This is a genomic window from Mucilaginibacter mallensis, from assembly GCF_900105165.1.
In the GTDB taxonomy this organism is placed as follows: domain Bacteria; phylum Bacteroidota; class Bacteroidia; order Sphingobacteriales; family Sphingobacteriaceae; genus Mucilaginibacter; species Mucilaginibacter mallensis.
This window is the reverse complement of the sequence record NZ_LT629740.1, coordinates 431,351-450,340: the sequence shown is the minus strand read 5'-3', so window position 1 is coordinate 450,340 and position 18,990 is coordinate 431,351. Positions and strand designations below refer to the sequence as shown.

The following is an 18,990-nucleotide window of genomic DNA, read 5'->3' as shown; positions in this document are numbered from 1 at the left end:
TTTATATCCCCATTGCCACACGGCGTAACTCCCCTTCAGGGGGTTTGGGGCTCACTGTTCCAATTAAAGTAGCAGTGGTACATCTGTCAATATGTACATTCACATACTGCCCCGGTTTGTAACCTTCGCCTACCGGGAAAACTACTACCGTATTTTGATCGCTTCTGCCGCTGTAATCTTTGTCTGATTTTTTAGAGAAACCTTCTATCAGTACTTTTTGCGTTGTGCCAACCAGCTGTTTTAAACGCGCGTGTGAATGTTCCTGCTGTTTAGCCACCACCTCTTTTAAGCGCTGGTGCTTTACTGCCTCCGGAATGTCATCTGCATAACGTTTTGCGGCTAATGTTCCGGGCCTTTCGGAGTACATGAACATGTAGGCAAAATAGTATTGCACATAATCCATCATGCTTAAGGTATCCTGGTGTTCTTCTTCTGTTTCGCTGCAAAAACCTGTTATTACATCGGTTGATATCGCACATTCAGGGATGATCCGACGAATAGCGTTGATCCTGTCGATATACCAATCACGACTATAAGTACGGTTCATCAGTTTCAGTACACGGGTATTACCCGATTGTACCGGCAGGTGAATATATTTGCAAATGTTATCATACGCCTTCATGGTGTACAATACATCATCAGTAATATCTTTTGGATGCGAGGTTGAAAAGCGGATCCTCAATTCAGGGCTGATCTCTGCAACCATCTCTAAAAGGTTAGCAAAGGTTACCCCTTCCTTAACTTCTTCCAAAGCCTGATCCTGTGTTTCGCCCAGGTCCTCGCCTGATGAAAGTACTTTCTCCAGCAGGTCCATACCCATTATGGGTTTTTGGTCTTCTGCTTTAGCATTCTGTTTCTCCGGGTTCCATTTGTAGGAGTCAACATTTTGGCCCAATAAGGTAACCTCGCGGTAGCCACGGTTAAACAGATCGGTGCATTCAGCTACTATTGATAGCGGCTCGCGGCTGCGCTCACGGCCACGTGTAAATGGCACTACGCAGAACGAGCACATATTATCGCAGCCACGCATAATGGATACAAAGGCGTTTATGCCATTGCTGTTTAAGCGCACCGGGCTAATATCCGCATAAGTTTCCTCACGGGATAGCAATACGTTTACGGCTTTTTGTCCATCGTCAACACGCTCTATAAGGCCGGGCAGGTCGCGGTAGGCATCAGGGCCAACCACTACATCTACCAGTTTTTCTTCTTCTAAAAATTTTGATTTTAAGCGCTCGGCCATACAACCCAGCACACCAACTACCATACCGGGGTTTTTAACCTTGGCTACGGTAAACTCCTTTAAGCGGTTGCGCACACGTTGTTCGGCATTCTCGCGGATGGAACAGGTGTTTATCAATACCACATCGGCATTGTTAAAATCTGTTGTGGTTTCAAATCCTTTATCCTGCAAAATAGATGCAACTATTTCACTGTCAGAAAAATTCATGGCGCAGCCATAACTTTCAATGTATAGTTTGCGTCCGTTATTTTTTCCGGCAACCGGTTCTAACAATAAAGCCTCACCTTGCCTGCTCTCATCATGTGTTTTATCCGGAATTAATAAATCCATCGTATTTTTAACAAAATTAGTTTGCAAAAATACATAAAATTTAAATTATAGCGTGACAGATTGTCAGCATTTAACAAAATGTATATTTTGTTGTTATAAGGATATACCAATAAGTATAATAATACGTATAAAGGCTAACTTTAAGCCGGAGCTAATACAAAGCCGCTATAAAAATAAGAACGCCAAAAGGGAATAAAAGAAACATATCAAAAGTAAAAACTAAAGAATGGCGTTACGCAGGCATCATAAAATAGGCGCGGCTATCTTACTAACAATAGCAGCACTTGTTTTAATTCTATCATTTTTTATAAACAGGTACTGGTCGCCCGTGCTGGCTATGCGGGTAAAAAGCGTTGTTTTAAGCAGCAGCGATAGTTTGTATAATGTTGATTTCAGTGATGCTGAACTGCATGTGCTTAAGGGGCAGCTCATTTTTTATAACATCACCCTAAAGCCTGATACGGCGGTTTTTAACCGCAGAAAAAAGCAGAACATAGCGCCCAATAACCTGGTTGAGCTGCATTTACGGAGGCTGATACTTAATAATATCCACCCGCTTCAATTATACTTTCATCACAAGCTTAATATCGGGGAGATAATTTTGAGCAGCCCGGAACTGAATGTAAGTTATCAACTGAACCATACCCGCGATACTGTAATTAAGGACCGTCGCACTCCATGGGAAATGATCTCAAAGAGCCTTAAATCTATTCGTATAGGGGCCATCTATTTAAATGATGTAAAGCTGAAATACAGGGATTACTCAGGCAATAAAGTGGCCATATCCGAGCTAAAGGAGATGAACCTGAGTGCCAGTGATCTATTGATAGATTCTGCTACACAAACGGATAAATCGCGACAGCTTTATTGTAAGGAGATAGTGTTTGAGGTAAATAACTATACGGGCCAAACGCCAAATGGTTTATATACCTATAAAATAAACCATCTTAAACTATCAACCCTAACCTCGCAGCTGAATGTTGAGGGCTTTAGGTTAACGCCCATTAAAGCGAATGATTTTTTTAACAAGAGCCATCAAACTCGTTACGACCTGGGGATAGATACGATACAACTCAACCATTTTGATTACCTGGGCTATCATAAATACCGTAAAGTATCGGCATCAAAAATAATGGTAAAGGGGGGCATGTTATCTGTTTTCAGCAACCCTAAGGGTGCTAAAGATCCTGATGCAGATAAAACAAAAAGCTTTCCGAATGTGGCTTTAAGCAGCTTTACTACCGATATTAAAGTTGATACCATCCAGATAAAAAGATACAATATTGCTTACAGCGAGTTCAATAAAAAATCAAATCAAACCGGTACCATTACCTTTAATAATACAACCGGCACCGCTTTAAATGTAACCAATAATAAAGATGCCCTTGCAAAGAATAATATTAGCACGATATACTTAAACTCCTATTTTATGAACAGGGGTAGGCTAAATGTGCTGTTCAACTTTAATTTAACGGATAAGGATGCCGCCTTTAGTTATAAAGGAAATTTAGGGCCGATGAAGCTAACAGATATTAACCCGGCAACTATGCCATTGGCTATGGTTAAGATCACATCGGGAACTATAAAGGACCTTAGCTTTGATATAAAGGGCAGCAGTAAAATATCAAAAGGACACCTGGCTCTGTTGTACAATGATCTGAAGGTAAAACTATTAAAACCCGACTCCACTTATGGACTTAAGAGCAAGATAATTGAAACGTTTTACGCCAACCTGTTTATCCTTAAGCACGATAATCCGGATAAAATAGGCGGTGCCCCCCGTACATTTAATGTTACTTTCGTTCGGCCTGATAATTTCCCTTTCTTTAAAACGGTATGGCAAACCCTGTTCAGCGGTATAAAGCCATCGGCAGGGCTTGATAAAAAAACTATAGAAGCCATTGCCGCAATGAAAAATAATAACGCGCAGAAAAAGCAGGAACGCCTCACCAAAAAGGCGTTAAGACAACAGCGCCGTGCCGAAAAGCAGCGCGAAAAGGAATTGCAGCAATAAATTTATTGCAACAGCAGTTTTAAGTTGAAACCAAAATTGGTGAACGATGTGGTAAAGGTTTGCGAAGTATATGGCCTTGTGATGTTAGAATCATAGAAGAAACTCACCGTAAAACGCTGACTGATGGAGTAATCTACTTCGGGGCGGTAGGTAATATTTTGCGCGCCTGATGATACCTGGGCGGCCAGTACATCGGGCTGGTAAATGAGGGTTTTGGTATCGCGAAGATCGAATGTAAGGTTAAAGGTAAGATCGTTTTTTAATATCACATTCTTAAACAAGCCAAACGGGAATCTGAAGTTTTTGGCTTTATACCCAAACCCGAAGATCACATCGTTCTCATTTTGCTGTGCCAGCTGACTGTTTAATAAGCTTAAGCTCAATGCCCTGCTTTGCGAGTAGCTAAAATTGGCGGTTACATTATTCTTAAACCGCATATCAACACCCAATAAAGGCGCAAACTGTTCAAATATGGTGATCTGCGAGAACTGGTATAGCGGTAAAAAGTCGTTATTCACATCCCTTGAGGTCGCATTACCATCTGTTTCAGAATATTGCAGCAGCGTGGTATAGCCGCCCACATTGTAGGTTGATGAATAGGCATGTTTCAGATCGAACGAATCAAAAATCTCACTTATAAAAGGAATTTTAGCTAAGCCGCTATAGGTGATCTGCCAGTTGGGGATAGGTATATTTGGGAACTGGCTAAGGCTTGATTTTGATGGATCCTTACCTGTATATGCCGCCAGGAAAGCGGGCACCAGCACATCCTGCGAGTTAGGGCCATAACCATCGGCAAAGCCGCCAACAACCCCAGTAGAGTTTGGATTGGTTTTACCCAGCCTGGTCGAGATCTCACTACGATCGTTCAGGAAGTTTTCATAAACAGCCGATGTATTGTTAATACCGCTTGTTTTGGAGAACGCGGTAGCCAATGTCATATATGATATGCTGTAATCGCCGGTGATTACAGGTGAAAGATTTTCAAAGCTATTGGTTGCGGCCAGGTATTTGAAGTTCGACTGATAGGTATGATCCTGTGTTTTAAATGCAGTTAACAGGATACGCAAACCCGGTATAGGCTCGAGCGTGCTACTAAAGTGCAGGTCTGAATTATAGGATTGTACATATAACTGGTTCTGTAAGGTATCTGACGAGATCCATCCCTTTGCAATGGCCTGTGGCCGCAGATCAGCCTGGCTACCCAGTAAAAACCCGATACCCGGCGCGCTGTAACTTGGGTCTTCGCCAAATATGGTCGACTGCGGCAGGTATCCGGGTAAATAGGTACCCTGCGTTTGGGTATAGGTTGCATTTAAGCTTTTAACGCTGGTTAACAAGCCTAGTAAAACCTTACTCAGTTTACTCATGCCCTCGCCTTTTTGCGCCCTGCGTAACAACGGGAATTTATTATACAGGGTGATAAAGTTAAATGTAGGATCGAACTCAATGGTACGCCTGTTTTGTATACTGTTACCCACCTCAAACTGCGGGTCATCTATAGAAAATCCCGGTTGGGCCATCCAGGTAAATTGTGTGTTATAACTAAAATTGGCCGTAACCCAATCCATGTAGGGCAGCTTATTTATAGGCACGGCCCAGGTTAAAGCAACGGTATGGTTATAATTAATGGTGCGCCCCAAATGCTTTAAATTATTCCAAAGTGTGTCCCTGTTCAATCCGGTAAGCGGCCCCTGCGGCTCATCAACTGTTGACAGGTTAGTGGCATCAATATTAAGGGTTAACGATTTGGTAAGGTTCCAGCCTACGCCAAATACCCGGGTTATGTTAAAGGTATTGTTATAGGTGGTTGGTATTGGGATAATATTTGTAGGGTCGTTATTTCTTAAAGTGGTTTGCGAATCAAAACGATCAAAATCAATACTAAAATTCAACCTTGATGGCATCAGGTTAAAGTTTATATCCTTAAAAATGGTGAGCAAATTGTTCTTAATTATTTTGGCAAACGGGCTAATATATTTTGGTTTGATGGCGTAGTTGTAAGCCAGCGCAAACCGGTACGTCTTTTCAAAATCGGTAACCGTATTAAAGTCGTGGTGCTCCATATCGGTAAAGGCATAGGTGGCATTAAAATTATCTATATCCCATACACGGTTCGGTGTTGCAGGGTTTGTTTTGGCAATGTGTACGTTGGTGAAATTAATGCTCTTGCGTTCGGTATAATCTTCGGCAGCGTTTTTTATGGAATCCTTTTGCTTGGTGCTGGTAGCGGCTTTAAGTGTTTGGCTCAACTCAATATCAGGCGATGCCGGGTCATATAGCGGCATACTGGTTTGGTTTGATACGTTTATATAGGTTGGGATATGTACGCCGCTTTTATCCGGAAAGAATTTACCGAGCTCCACATTTGCCGAGATATCATACGACTGCGTATTATCCAATGTACGGTCGCCTATTTTTGAATCGAGTGTACCAAAGCCGGCTGTTGTTTTACTGCCCGATACGGTTATATCGGCAAAATCAGCCAGCTTCACATCAGCCTTTGCTATTGCCGACCAGCCTTTACGTTCGTTAAAATCCGTCAACCTTAGCTCATCAAACCATACAATACCCGATTTCTGTAGCCCATCGTCATTAGTTGGGTTATTTAGTTTATACGGGTTACGTACACCCAGCATCACCGTACTTAAACGGCTCAGATCGGGCTGGCCCATAATGGTTATTTTATAGATGCCAACAGTAACGGTGTAAGGTATATTTAACGGCCATGGCTGCCCCTTATACCGGGCATTATTACGGGCCAGTTTTGCATTGGTAAGTACCGAAAGTTCCAGGTCGAGCTGATTGGCCGCAGGCCAAATGGAGTTTGGATTAGTGCTACCCGGCTGTGTTACCTGCAAAGGAATTTCACACTCGTAATAATTATCTACATAATCAATACCCAAACGGATAAATGCGCTCAGGTCATTATCCTTTAGCTGTTGGGTAGGCAGAGCTTCAGCATGTATAAACATTTGCAGGTGTTTATAATTACGCAAATCGTTATTAAATGTTTTGAAGGCCGTTTGCGAATACCCATCGTGCAGGTTGGTAACCGTTAATGATAGTGATTGCTCATTTAGCTTGGTATTGGCATTTATACCGGTATAATTGGTTTGGCGCTGTATGCCCGGCGGCACTACATAGGGTATTGGCACGCGGTTACCGTTCTCCTCAATATTAACCGTACCAACCACCATGGTTGAACCATCGGGCACGGGATTAACAATAGCGGGATCGGCAATAACGTTAGCAGCGGTATTGTCGGAGTTATATGCGCGCCAATCGCCTCTTACCAGTTGCAGGGTTGCGAAACGCAAAATAGATGTATCGGCGAAACCGGTCATATACATCCTGATAAAACGGATAGACTTAAAATCCTGAATACCGCCAATTGCTGCCTGATAAGAATTGATAGGGATGCGGAACTGGTACCAGGTATAGGATTGTGTTACACCATTAGCCAGTTTAACACTTGAGGTTACTTTATCATTAACAAAACCCTGCCCTACTACCAGGTTTTGCGGGTTGATGGGTACCTTATATTCAAAATATTCATCATCGGTACTCATGTTGTTATCGCGGTCAATATCCTCCGCATCGGGCAGGGAGGTGGAGGCCGATGTTTGCAGGCCAAGCAGCGCCTGCGATTGTTGTGCTGTTTTGGAGTTACCATCTGTACCATTGTACTGGCTGTAACGTTGCAGGATGCCCGCCCCGGCCTGGTCAAGCTTAGGGCCCTGGTAATACTGGTAATTATCTGTTGATGGGTCATTGGCAAAATCAGTGGCTGCCTGCGGGCTTACTACTGCCTTAACGCGCTGTACTACGGTACCAAATTTTGCACGTTCATCAGCATCGTTCAAACCATCCAAACCAACATCCTGCAAAGCGCGCGCGTTCGGGTCATTATCAAAGGCATCAACCACTGGCTGCAGCTTGGCAACACGGCCCCAGGCGGTGGTATCAACAGTACTGTAATCGCCGTTAACTGGCAGGCCATTTTCCAAACTTTTACGCCCATCCTTCAATATATCTTCCGAAATACTGCCCAGGTCGAAATACAGGTAACCGCTATTTTTATTATTGATAAAGGGGTCGAGCACCCAAAACTCAATATAACCTACGTTTAGTGCCTCAAAATCGGTTGTTGATATTGCCCGCATCATACCACCCCAGTTATTGGCCGGGGTTTGCAGTGTACCATCACTGTTGATGCCGGTTGTGGTATAGTTATACGGGCCGCGCACTTTAGGGTAAAAAGCCAGATCCAAAGTTGGTAAAACCAATGGCTGCCCGGTTACTGATTGTTTGAATGGGAACACTTCCGTTTCTAACACCTCGCGCACATAAGGCTTTGACAACTCGGCGCGGGAAACCGGTATACTGCTTGAGGTATAAAATATGGGGTCGATATTATAAAAGGCCAGGCGGGCACGGTGGAAACCGTAGCTCAGATCATTAAACCGCTGCGATTCGGGGAATAACTGCGGCGTGCCTGAGATCTGCCAGCTTATGGCACTCTTCAGGTCGATATCTGATTGGCTATTCTCAAAATCATCAAGGTAAGCTGTACCATTTTTTGATCCTGCATAATTCAGTACGCTTGGCGTACCAGGCAATAACTGGGCAAACTCACCGCTCAGGTTTATTGATGATGGGGCCTTGGTATGTATAAATGGTATCTTATCAACCAAACGGGTAAGTAAGCGCGAGTCGGAGCTGTAGTGGCCATCAAAGCCCCAAATGGTATTGGAGATGGATTCGTCTCCTACGGCCTCGTTTTGCGAAATAGGTTGCTCGGTAAGGTGCATAATGGTTGCACCTAATTTTAGTTTAGGGCTCGCATCGTAATCAAACCTTGAGCCGTATAATGATTTTTGCTGAACGCCGAATAGCTCATTGTTTTCCAAATTCACGGTAATGGGCACGCCCGATGAAAGGATGGCCTGGTTAAGTATGCGGATAGTACCGGCATTATAATCAACCGTAAAATCGTTACCCTCAACCAATTTGGTAGCACCTGCTGTTACAATAACAGAGCCTTGCGGAATATTGGTGGCATTCAACTGGTACTCAGAGCCGCCCTGCGATGTATAGGTACCCTGTATCACATACCTGTTCAATTGCGGATAAAATTGCTGCGCTACGGTTTTGGTGGAGTCATACAACTGCTGGTACACATAAGTACTGACCAGGCTCGTTTCCCCGGGCGCAAATTTTGCTGCTAGGTCGGAGCCGAAAGGTTCAACTTCGGGAAAGATCAGGAAGCCGTTTTTGGAGTCGATAGTTATGCCCTCTATAAAGTCGAAATAACCATCGGGTTTTTTCTGTTGCTGCTGATCGAGGTTATCCAGGTCGGTTAACTGAATCCAAAGCTTGCCGGTAGTGTTCTTACCTTCAGCCATTATTTGCTTCGCGATGCCTGAGTTATTATCAAGCCGCGAAATATTCATTTTAAAGTTGGTTGGACTGATCTGGTATGCACCTAAATTATAGATGTTTTTCATCATCAGTTTCCAGGTTGGCAGGTTGGTTTTTAGTAAAGTATTTTTCAGCAACTTTACATACAACACATTTGGGTTATTGTTATTAACCGCACGATCGCTTGAAAACTCACCCACTTGGTAAGTAACACCGTTATAGGTGTATTGGTAAGCCACGGCCAGCACCTCATCGTTATTCAAAGGATAATTCAGGGATATATAACCCAGTTGCGGGTGCAGGGTAAACTCCTTGCTGGTTAGCTGGCGGGCATAGGTTAACTTGGCATAGTTATCGGTACTACCGGTACTATTAAAATAGGTGGCAATAGCGTTTGAGTTTGTTAAACGGGCATCAGCCGGCAGGTTTTTAAGCAGGCTGTTTGATTGCTGCGGAAAACCCGGTATATCACTACCTGCAGGCAAACCTGAATATGACGGGCCGCCTTGTATCAAACGGGTATTGTAGGGTTTATTTTCACCAAGGTCCATAAAGGCCAATATATCCCTTGAGTTAGTGGTAACATTGGTGCGGTTGGTTGTCCAAACCTCAATTTTGGTAATGTTTATGTTTGAGCTGATAATGGGGATATTTGCCAGTGCCTTATCATAATTATCGCGAAAATATTGTGATAAAAAGTAGTGCTTATTGGCATCATACGCATCGGTAGTCAGCTTAAAATTACCCTGTTCGGAGCCATTGGTAATGGTAATTGTTTTTGACTGCGACCGTTGTTGCGACAAAATAGAGGTCATGGTGAGCTTACCAAATTTGAGCTTGGTTTTAACCCCGAACAATGCCTGCGTACCAGTAATGAGCTGGGTATTTAACGGCATGCTTACCGTACCGGCCTGTATTTCCTGTATAATATCATCATCGTGCCCTTTGTAATCCATTTTTACCTGGTTATCAAACTGGAACTGGGCATTGGTATTGTAATTGGTATTAAAGGTTAATTTATCACCTATAGTACCTACTACGTTCAGCTGTATCTGCTGATCAAAATTAAAGTTGAACTGATCACGCTGCGCGGTATTAAATAATGGATTTTCGTTTTTATTAATTTGCCCGGTAAAGGTAGCATTAGCCGATCCCTGGGCTTTTATATCGATATTTTCGCCACCGAATATTCGTGAAAAGGTTTGGCTCCTTACCTTTATTTGCGGAATAAAGCCAGGTTGTTGTGATTGATAGGCATAGTTATCGGCCAGTTTTTTAAAATAGTCGCGCTCATTTTGACGCTCTCTTAAGGCCAGGTATTGTGCAAAGGTAAGGTACTGGGGCGGGCGGTATAACATGTCGCCAACGCGCTCGTACATAATGTACTGATTGGCAACCGGGTCATACTCAATAGTACGTACTAAATTTGGCGGATCGGGATCAAAAAGGCCCTCCCTTAAACGCATATTGTTTGATTGCTGCAGGTTTAAGGGCGCTTTTGACGACGTTGAATCTCTTTTCCCGTTTGGCGACTGCTGGGCAAATACCTTTTCCTGTCCGCAAAATGCAGCAAGAATTAAGATAAGCGTAACAATCTTAAACGTAAAAGTCTTAGTCAAAAGTCAAATCAAATTATACGTAATTATAAGTTTTTTAGGGCGGATTTAATCAACTGTTCAACGGTTAAATCCTCTTTATTTTTATTCATTTCCTGGTCAAGAACTTTCTCGGCAGCATTGCGTGCAAAGCCCAGCATTACCAACGCCGAAAGCGCCTCATCCTTAGCAGTTTTATTAACCGGCATACTGGTTAAGGTATCAGGCCCTTCCTTGCGCAATTTATCCTGCAACTCCAGTATAACACGCTGTGCCGACTTAGGGCCGATGCCTTTTATACGTTGTATAAGGGCCACATTACCATTAATAATGGCTGTTTGAATCTCTAAAGGCGTGATTGACGACAGCATCATGCGCCCGGTATTAGGGCCAATGCCTGAAATTGATATCAAGTGAAGGAACAGGCGGCGCTCGCCCTCATCGGCAAAACCATATAGGCTGTGCGCATCTTCCTTTACATATAACCAGGTGTATAATTTGCAGTGCTCGGCATCACCCAGCAATGAGTAAGTATGGAGCGATATATTGATGTGATAACCCACTCCACCGGCATCAATTACCACATATGAAGGGCTTTTAAAAACTAATTTACCATCAATATAAGCGTACATGTTTTTTCGATATTATTAGCGTTTTACAGATTTAGCGGGTTCAACAGCAACAGATTTTTCCTGCGCATTTACCACTGCAATGGTTATCATGTTTACAATTTCACGTACCGAACTGCCTAACTGCAACACATGCACCGGTTTTTTAAGGCCCAGCAATATTGGCCCTACTGCTTCGGCCCCGCCTATTTCCTGCAATAATTTATACGCAATATTACCCGATTCAAGGTTCGGGAATATTAAAGTATTTGCAGGGCGGCCAACCAATGTTGAGAACGGAAAATTATCCGACAACAATTCGGGGTTTAGGGCAAAGTTGGCCTGCATATCACCGTCAACCACCATGTCGGGATACTTTTCATGTAATATACGCACGGCTTCACGTGTTTTTTCAGGAATAGGGCCATCATTCGAGCCAAAGTTCGAATAAGATAAGATCCCAACCCTTGGCGTAACATTAAATTGCCTAACTGAGTGCTCTATCAATACCGTAATATCTACCAGTTCCTGCACTGTTGGATTAACATTTACGGTGGTGTCACCAAAAAATACGGGGCCTTTCTGGGTTATCATCATGTACATACCAGCAACACGACTTACACCCTCCTCGGTACCAATTATTTGCAGGGCAGGTTTTATGGTGGTTACATAATTCTTAGTTAAACCGGAGATCAAGGCATCGGCTTCGCCAAACTGCACCATACTCGCGCCGTAATAGTTGCGGTCGATCATCAGCTTGCGGGCCTCAAACAAAGTTACCCCTCTGCGCTGACGCTTGTTATACAGATACTGCGCATATTTTTCGGTTTCCTCGGTACCCTCGCGCGGGTCGATGATCTGTACATCGCCCAGGTCGAGGTCGTTATCCTTCATTATTTGTTTTATACGATCTACATTGCCCAGCAAAATTGGCGTGGCAATACATTCATCTTTAACAATTTGAGCGGCACGCAATATTTTGTAAGTATCAGCCTCAGCAAAAACAATGCGTTTAGGGTTTTGCTTGGCCTGATTGGTCAGGTTACGTAATAATTTATCATCGCTGCCTATCCTTGTACGCAATTCTTCGGCATAAGCATCCCAATCGGTGATCACCTTGCGGGCGACACCTGAGTCAATAGCTGCTTTTGCTACCGCTGTTGATACCTCGATGATCAAGCGCTGATCCATTGGTTTCGGGATGATATAATCACGACCAAACTTCAGGTTAGTGGTGCTATATGCCAGGTTCACCGCCTCGGGTACCGGCTTTTTAGCTATCTCGGCGATGGCTTTAACAGCGGCAATTTTCATTTCCTCGTTAATGGCGGTAGCTCTTACATCCAAGGCCCCACGGAAAATATAAGGGAAGCCGAGTACGTTATTTACCTGGTTAGGGAAATCAGAACGACCGGTAGCCATGATGATATCCTTGCGGGTATTATGTGCAATATCATAAGCGATTTCAGGATCGGGGTTGGCCATGGCGAACACTATGGGATTTTTGGCCATACCTTTAAGCATATCAGGCGTAACCACGTTACCTGCTGAAAGACCAACAAAAACGTCGGCACCCTTCATCGCTTCGGCAAGGGTTTTTATGTCCTTGCGCTCAGTAGCAAATTCCATACGGATATCACCCAGATCGGTGCGGTCAGGGGTTAAGAGGCCATTGATATCAAACATCACCAGGTTTTCCTTTTTAACGCCTAATGACAGGTACATTTTTGAGCAAGATACAGCAGCGGCACCTGCACCGTTAACTACCATTTTAATTTTATCCAGCTTTTTACCCTGTATCTCGCAGGCATTAAGCAGTGCCGCGCCTGATATAATAGCCGTACCATGCTGATCATCGTGCATAACAGGGATCTTCATTTCGGCTTTCAGGCGGCGTTCAATTTCAAAACAGGTTGGAGCCGATATATCTTCGAGGTTGATGCCACCAAAGGTTGGCTCCAGCGCTTTTACTATAGCTACAAATTCATCGGGGGTTTTGGCATTTATCTCCAGATCGAAAACATCGATATCAGCATAAATTTTAAACAGCAGACCCTTGCCCTCCATTACCGGCTTGCTTGCCTCGGGGCCAATATTACCTAAACCAAGTACGGCGGTTCCGTTACTGATAACGGCTACCAGGTTACCTTTGGCGGTATATTTGTATACATCTTCAACGTTGTCGGCAATGCGCAGGCAGGGTTCGGCAACGCCGGGAGAATAAGCCATGGTAAGATCCCGCTGGGAGTTAGTAGGCTTGGTTGGCACTACCTGTATTTTACCCGGGCGGCCTTTTGAATGGTAATCTAAAGCGTCCTGTTTACGATTGGTTTTATTATTCATCTTCTCAAGATTCAAGAGCTCAAAACTACGATTCTTTTTTCACCGGGTACGGGAAAAAGACCGTATTTGATAATATATGTAAGGTTTAGCATAAAATAGAGCCAAGATTTAAGAGTCAGGAATCAAGATAGAAAGGTTCAGGAATTAAGGAACTTTAACAGCTTACTTCAATTGCTTTTATTGGTTTATCTTGATTCTTATATCTTGGTTCTTAATTCTATTATCAAAATCAGCCTTTGCTTATTTTAAGTGTCATCCCCGGCTGTAACTGACCATGCTTTAAACCATTTAATGATTTAATATGCTCAACCGATGCACCATCAAATTTGGCGGCAATTACACTCAGCGTATCGCCGCGTTTAACTTTATAGGTTATATAATTATGTGTTTCTTTTGGCGATGCAGCAGCATCTTCTTTATCGCCACTTAATTTAAGCTTTTGACCCACTGCCGGTTTGTGGTGCAGGTGGTTCCAGTTTTTCAGGTCCTGTACATCAACGCCATAACGATCGGCAATATCCGACAGCGTTTCCCCTCTTTTTACTTTATGGTAGGCAGGCTTGTGCTCGGGTTTTTCTTCCGCATAAGAAACATAGCTTGCATGCGCCGGTAATACGGGCGAAATAACACCGCTATTCAGTGCATCGTATAGTGCTGAGTAAGATTTACTGTTACATTGCGGAATAATAAGCCTGCGCGGGTTAGCCGGGCTGCCATTTATCATTTGTGTGCGGTAGGCCGGGTTTAACAGCGCTAAAACCCTGTAATCCATATTTAAGATATTGGAGATATTGCCAAGGGAAATGGACCTATCAACCAAAACGGTATCTATATTTCTTGAAAAACTACAAGGCTGGGCAATAATATTATGCTTGCCATAATAATTCATGAGGTAAGCAACGGCTATGTAAGCGGGTACATAGTTACGGGTTTCAAGCGGGAGGTATTGGCGAATGGACCAGAAATCATTGGCCCCGGCTTTGGCAATGGCATTTTCCACATTGCTTTTACCACAATTATATGACGCGATGGCTAACAGCCAGTCGCCGAATTCTTCATAAGCATCTTTAAGATAAGCGGCGGCAGCATAGCTGGCACGCACAGGGTCGCGGCGCTCATCAATATAGCCATCCATACTTAAGCCATATAATCTGGCTGTGGTTGACATGAACTGCCACGGACCGGTAGCGCCTACCCTTGATACCGCGTTAGGATCAAGCTTCGACTCCACTACCGATAAGTATTCAATTTCAACAGGGATACCCGCAGCGCGGAAAACCTTTTCGTAGATAGGGAAATAATATTTAGCCAGACCTATAACCTGCCCCATTTCGTCGCGGTTATTAGCGTAAATATCAATGTAGTTTTGTACGTATTCGTTATAATCTAACGGAACATCTTTTTTAAGGGAATCAAGGCGATGTTTTATGTTAGTTTGATAGCCTGTAAGCTGTGCCTGATTTGCAGCAGCATGTGCAAATGTGGTATCGCCAAAAGTTTGCGTAGAAGCCGGGGCTATAAAGCCAGCAGCAAAAATTGTATTAGTTTTAACAATTAGGAGTAATAAAATACAGATAATAAAAGTAAATAATCTCTTCATTTATTATAGGGATTTAAAACTAAAAACGTTGGCTTGCGTCAACATTTTTACTAATGTATTAAATTTTTATAGTCCCAGGAAATATTCAGAGAAATTTAACAATTCCTGTTCCTCAAACTGCCTGGTTATTAATTGTAAACCTAACGGCAAACCTTTGCTATTATTGCCCGCAGGCAATGAAATTGCCGGGACACCAGATAATGAAGCCTGAACAGTAAAAATATCAGCCAGGTAAGTTACAACCGGATCGCTTTCCTCCTTACCTATTGCATAGGCCGGTTCGGGGGCTGTTGGGGTGAGTATAAAATCGTATTCCAGTAATATTTCTTCTGTTTTCTCACGGATAAGACGGCGCGCTTTTTGTGCCTTGGCATAATAAGCATCGTAATAACCGGCACTTAAAACAAATGTACCCAGCATTATACGGCGTTTTACCTCTTTGCCAAAACCTTCGGAACGTGATTTTTTGTAGGTTGATTGCAGGTCGGATGCCTCTGGACTCCGGTAACCATAATGTACGCCATCAAAGCGTGCAAGGTTTGATGAAGCCTCGGCGGTAGCCAGAATATAGTACGATGGCACCATATAATCCAAATAATCAAAGGCTATTGGGTTTACGGTATGGCCTTCGGCTCGCAACTTGTCAATATATTTGCTCAGAGTATTTTTTACCTCAGCATCTACACCCGGACTGGATAATGATTCCTGCAGATAGGCAATCTTTTTCTTTCCCGGCGCTTTAATATTTGCGCTGAATGCCGGAACAGGTTTTTGGGCCAGTGTACTGTCGTACTCATCGGGGCCTGCCATAACTTCCAATAACAGGGCGGCATCCTCTATAGATCTGGTGATCGGGCCCACCTGATCGAAAGATGAGGCATAAGCTATTATACCATACCTTGAAATACGGCCATAAGTAGGCTTAAGGCCGACAAGCCCGCAAAATGACGCTGGCTGCCTTACTGAACCACCAGTATCCGTACCAATAGCAGCATGGCACATACCGGCCTGCACCGCTACCGCGGAACCACCTGATGAACCACCTGATACTTTAGTATTATCGGCATAGTTTTTTACCGGACCATAATATGAGTTCTCATTACTGGCGCCCATGGCAAATTCATCGCAATTGCAGCGACCTATAATTATGGCATCCTCGGCCAGTAAACGCTCAACTATGGTTGAGGAATAAATGGAGGTAAAGCCCTCTAAAATTTTTGATGATGCGGATACCTTGTGATCCTTATAGCAGATATTATCTTTTATTCCGATAACCATACCTGCCAGCTTACCTGCACTCCCTAGCTGGATGCGGGAATCAATATCATTGGCACGTGTTAATGCCTCCTGTTCAAATACTTCGTTAAAAGCATTTAAATGGGCATTATGTTTAATTTTTTCTAAATAACCCTTTACCAGTTTTTCAACGGTAATTTCCCCACTTTGCAACCCGCTCTTTATTTCAGTTAAAGAGGAATAGAATTTAGCCATGCGGCTAAAATAAAAATTAAAATTGATTTGAAGACTTGTTGATTTGAAGATTTGGTGATGTGCCAGTTTGAAAATGGCAAACCGCCCGTTCAAGCGCCTACGCTTGAATGCAGTTTTTTGTAAGCGTCTACGCTTACTTTATATTAAAATAACATGATTTTGAAGGATCTTTAGCGTGGGCGCTAAAATCTTTTTTCATTCAAGCGTGGACGTTTGAACGGGCGGGGAGCCTAAATAATGATCTGAAAATTTGAAGACATACCAACTGATAGCGGTAATTTAACCTTCAAATTTTCAAATCAACATATTTTCAAATAAACCCTTGCTTATGCTTTAGGTTTGTCGTCGGTATTTGTGGTAGTAGTACCCTCGCCGTTTTGCGCGTCTTTAAATTCCTTAACTCCTTTTCCTAAACCTTTCATTAGTTCAGGAATTTTCTTCCCGCCAAACATCAATAATATTACGCCGAATATTAAGATGAGCATTACTGGTGATTCTAATCCCATGATTTTAAGTTTTTATATTATGATTTATATACTGTACTTATGATTTAACTTCTTCCTGCGGTGATTTAAGCGACTCAATAGGTGTTTCCCTTAAATGAGCCGGCTCAGCAGGTGTATTAGGTTCGTGGTGTACCGCTGCAACTTCGGCTGTTGAGCTTATCTCAGCTACCGGCATTGTATTGGGTGCGGGTGTAATAACAGGTGGTTCAGTTGCCACTACCACCGGGGCGGCAGCTGCTGCAGTTTCGGTTGTAGTTGTTGCAGTGTTTGCCTGTTCAGCCTTTTTCGCTTCAAAACTATCAATCTGGTTGGTTATTTCACGCTTTACACCTTCAGATGCGTCTTTAAAATCACGGATGCCCTTACCCAGGCCGCGTGCCAGCTGAGGAAGTTTTTCGCCGCCAAACAATAATAATATCACCAGCATGATGAGCATTATTTCACCCCCACCTATATCAAAAAACAGAAAAACTGAACTAAACATAATTTTACTATTAAAAGGTTACAAATATAAACATTTTTAATATTACAAAGTTTCAATCAATTTGGCGCCAACCATAATTTAGGGTTAACCGGTGTTGAACCTTTGTATAAATCAAATTCAACATCCGTTTCGCCGGTTGTTGAATCGGTAGCCACAGTGCCTATTGTTTGCTTGGTGGTTACCTTTTGCCCCTTTGATACGCTAACCGACCTCAGGTTTGAGTAAGCTGTAAAATACTCACCATGCCTTATAACTACCAGGTAAGTACCAACAATATCACGCACATTTATCACCTCCCCTTCAAATATAGCCCTTACACTTGCACCAGGATTTGTTTTAATAGAAACGCCTGTACTCTCACTTTTAATATTCTCGGGCGTATAATAAACGCCAAAACCCTGTATTATAACGCCATTAGTTACCGGCCATGGCAAACGGCCCCGGTTACCCAAAAAGTCGTTTGATAGTCTGGCTGCCTCTGGCGTAGCGTTCAATACCTCGCTGTTACTTGATGTTTTAGTAATAGTTTTGGTTTTTGGTATCTCCACTTCCCTGTTTTCAGCCTTAGCTTTCGCGGCAGCTACTCTTGCTGCCTCCTTTGCTTCCTCTTCGGCCCTGCGCCTTGCTTCTGCAATTTCCCTGCGTACTGCCGCGTCTATCTCACGATTAGTAGCGGCTATTTTCTTTTGCAGATCCTTTTGCTGCTGTTTAAGCTGCCCTTCATGCTGCGACAGATCAGCTATTGCCTGTGTCTGCGTATTTTTCTGCTCGCCTAATGTTTTTTTCTCTTTCTCTTGGTCTTTCAGCAATGCACTTTTTTCTTCTTTGCTCTTATCCAGTTCAACTATCTTAACATGCAGGTCTTTTTGTGTCCCTTCAATATAATCAGCCTGCCGCTCGCGATAGGTACCAAATTGCTGTAAATACTTTAAACGTTTATAAGCCTGGTTAAAATCCTTTGCCGCGAAAATAAACATCAGTTTATTGTATGCACTTTGATTGCGATAAGCAAACAATATCATGCCCGCGTACTCTTTTCTAAGCTGATCTAACTGGCTTTGTAAACTACGTACGGAATTATTACTCTCAGAGATTTGATTATCTAAATTTCTTACCTCAGAGTTTATAACATTTATTTTTTCTTCGCGGATACTGATCTGCGCTTTTAGGTTATCGAGCTGTTTTTTAGATAATTTTTTATTGTTTGCTGTTTCCTGGTATTCCTGGTTTAGCTGCTGCAACTCCTGGGTTAGCTGGTCGCGGCGGCGTTTTAACTCCTGGCTGCTTTGCGCATGTACATTAAATGCTGTAAAAACGCAGAGCAAAAAGAAAACAATTTTTAAAAATTTCAT

The 18,990-nt window shown here is 43.0% G+C and carries 10 protein-coding genes; 1 reads left to right on the top strand and 9 read right to left on the bottom strand.

What is annotated here, in order from left to right; translation table 11 throughout:
- Window position 1 precedes the first annotated feature (1 nt).
- Complete coding sequence (locus BLU33_RS01850; protein WP_091368372.1) at window positions 2–1,573, bottom strand: MiaB/RimO family radical SAM methylthiotransferase; 1,572 nt, start codon at window positions 1,571–1,573, stop codon at window positions 2–4.
- 226 nt (window positions 1,574–1,799) lie between these two features.
- Between BLU33_RS01850 and BLU33_RS01845 the strand changes: the two genes are divergently transcribed.
- Window positions 1,800–3,587 (top strand): hypothetical protein, encoded by a 1,788-nt coding sequence (locus tag BLU33_RS01845; RefSeq protein ID WP_091368369.1) that lies wholly within the window; start codon window positions 1,800–1,802, stop codon window positions 3,585–3,587.
- 2 nt (window positions 3,588–3,589) lie between these two features.
- Here BLU33_RS01845 and sov read toward each other — a convergent pair whose 3' ends face one another.
- The 8 genes from sov to BLU33_RS01805 form a co-directional block, all read right to left on the bottom strand.
- Window positions 3,590–10,630, bottom strand: coding sequence for a T9SS outer membrane translocon Sov/SprA (sov, locus tag BLU33_RS01840; protein ID WP_232009373.1), 7,041 nt, complete (start codon window positions 10,628–10,630; stop codon window positions 3,590–3,592).
- Window positions 10,631–10,653: 23 nt separating this feature from the next.
- Window positions 10,654–11,238, bottom strand: coding sequence for a Holliday junction branch migration protein RuvA (gene ruvA / locus BLU33_RS01835; protein ID WP_091368367.1), 585 nt, complete (start codon window positions 11,236–11,238; stop codon window positions 10,654–10,656).
- Window positions 11,239–11,253: 15 nt separating this feature from the next.
- Complete coding sequence (locus BLU33_RS01830; protein ID WP_091368364.1) at window positions 11,254–13,557, bottom strand: NADP-dependent malic enzyme; 2,304 nt, start codon at window positions 13,555–13,557, stop codon at window positions 11,254–11,256.
- A gap of 229 nt (window positions 13,558–13,786) precedes the next feature.
- Window positions 13,787–15,157, bottom strand: coding sequence for a lytic transglycosylase domain-containing protein (locus tag BLU33_RS01825; RefSeq protein WP_091368361.1), 1,371 nt, complete (start codon window positions 15,155–15,157; stop codon window positions 13,787–13,789).
- A gap of 66 nt (window positions 15,158–15,223) precedes the next feature.
- On the bottom strand, window positions 15,224–16,648 hold the full coding sequence (gatA, locus tag BLU33_RS01820; RefSeq protein ID WP_091368358.1) for an Asp-tRNA(Asn)/Glu-tRNA(Gln) amidotransferase subunit GatA: 1,425 nt from the start codon (window positions 16,646–16,648) through the stop codon (window positions 15,224–15,226).
- Window positions 16,649–16,974: 326 nt separating this feature from the next.
- Entirely contained in the window at window positions 16,975–17,154 is a 180-nt protein-coding gene (gene tatA / locus BLU33_RS01815; RefSeq protein ID WP_091368356.1) for a twin-arginine translocase TatA/TatE family subunit, read from the bottom strand.
- 37 nt (window positions 17,155–17,191) lie between these two features.
- On the bottom strand, window positions 17,192–17,638 hold the full coding sequence (locus BLU33_RS25460) for a Sec-independent protein translocase subunit TatA/TatB (RefSeq protein WP_232009372.1): 447 nt from the start codon (window positions 17,636–17,638) through the stop codon (window positions 17,192–17,194).
- 56 nt (window positions 17,639–17,694) lie between these two features.
- On the bottom strand, window positions 17,695–18,990 hold the full coding sequence (locus tag BLU33_RS01805; RefSeq protein WP_091368354.1) for a murein hydrolase activator EnvC family protein: 1,296 nt from the start codon (window positions 18,988–18,990) through the stop codon (window positions 17,695–17,697).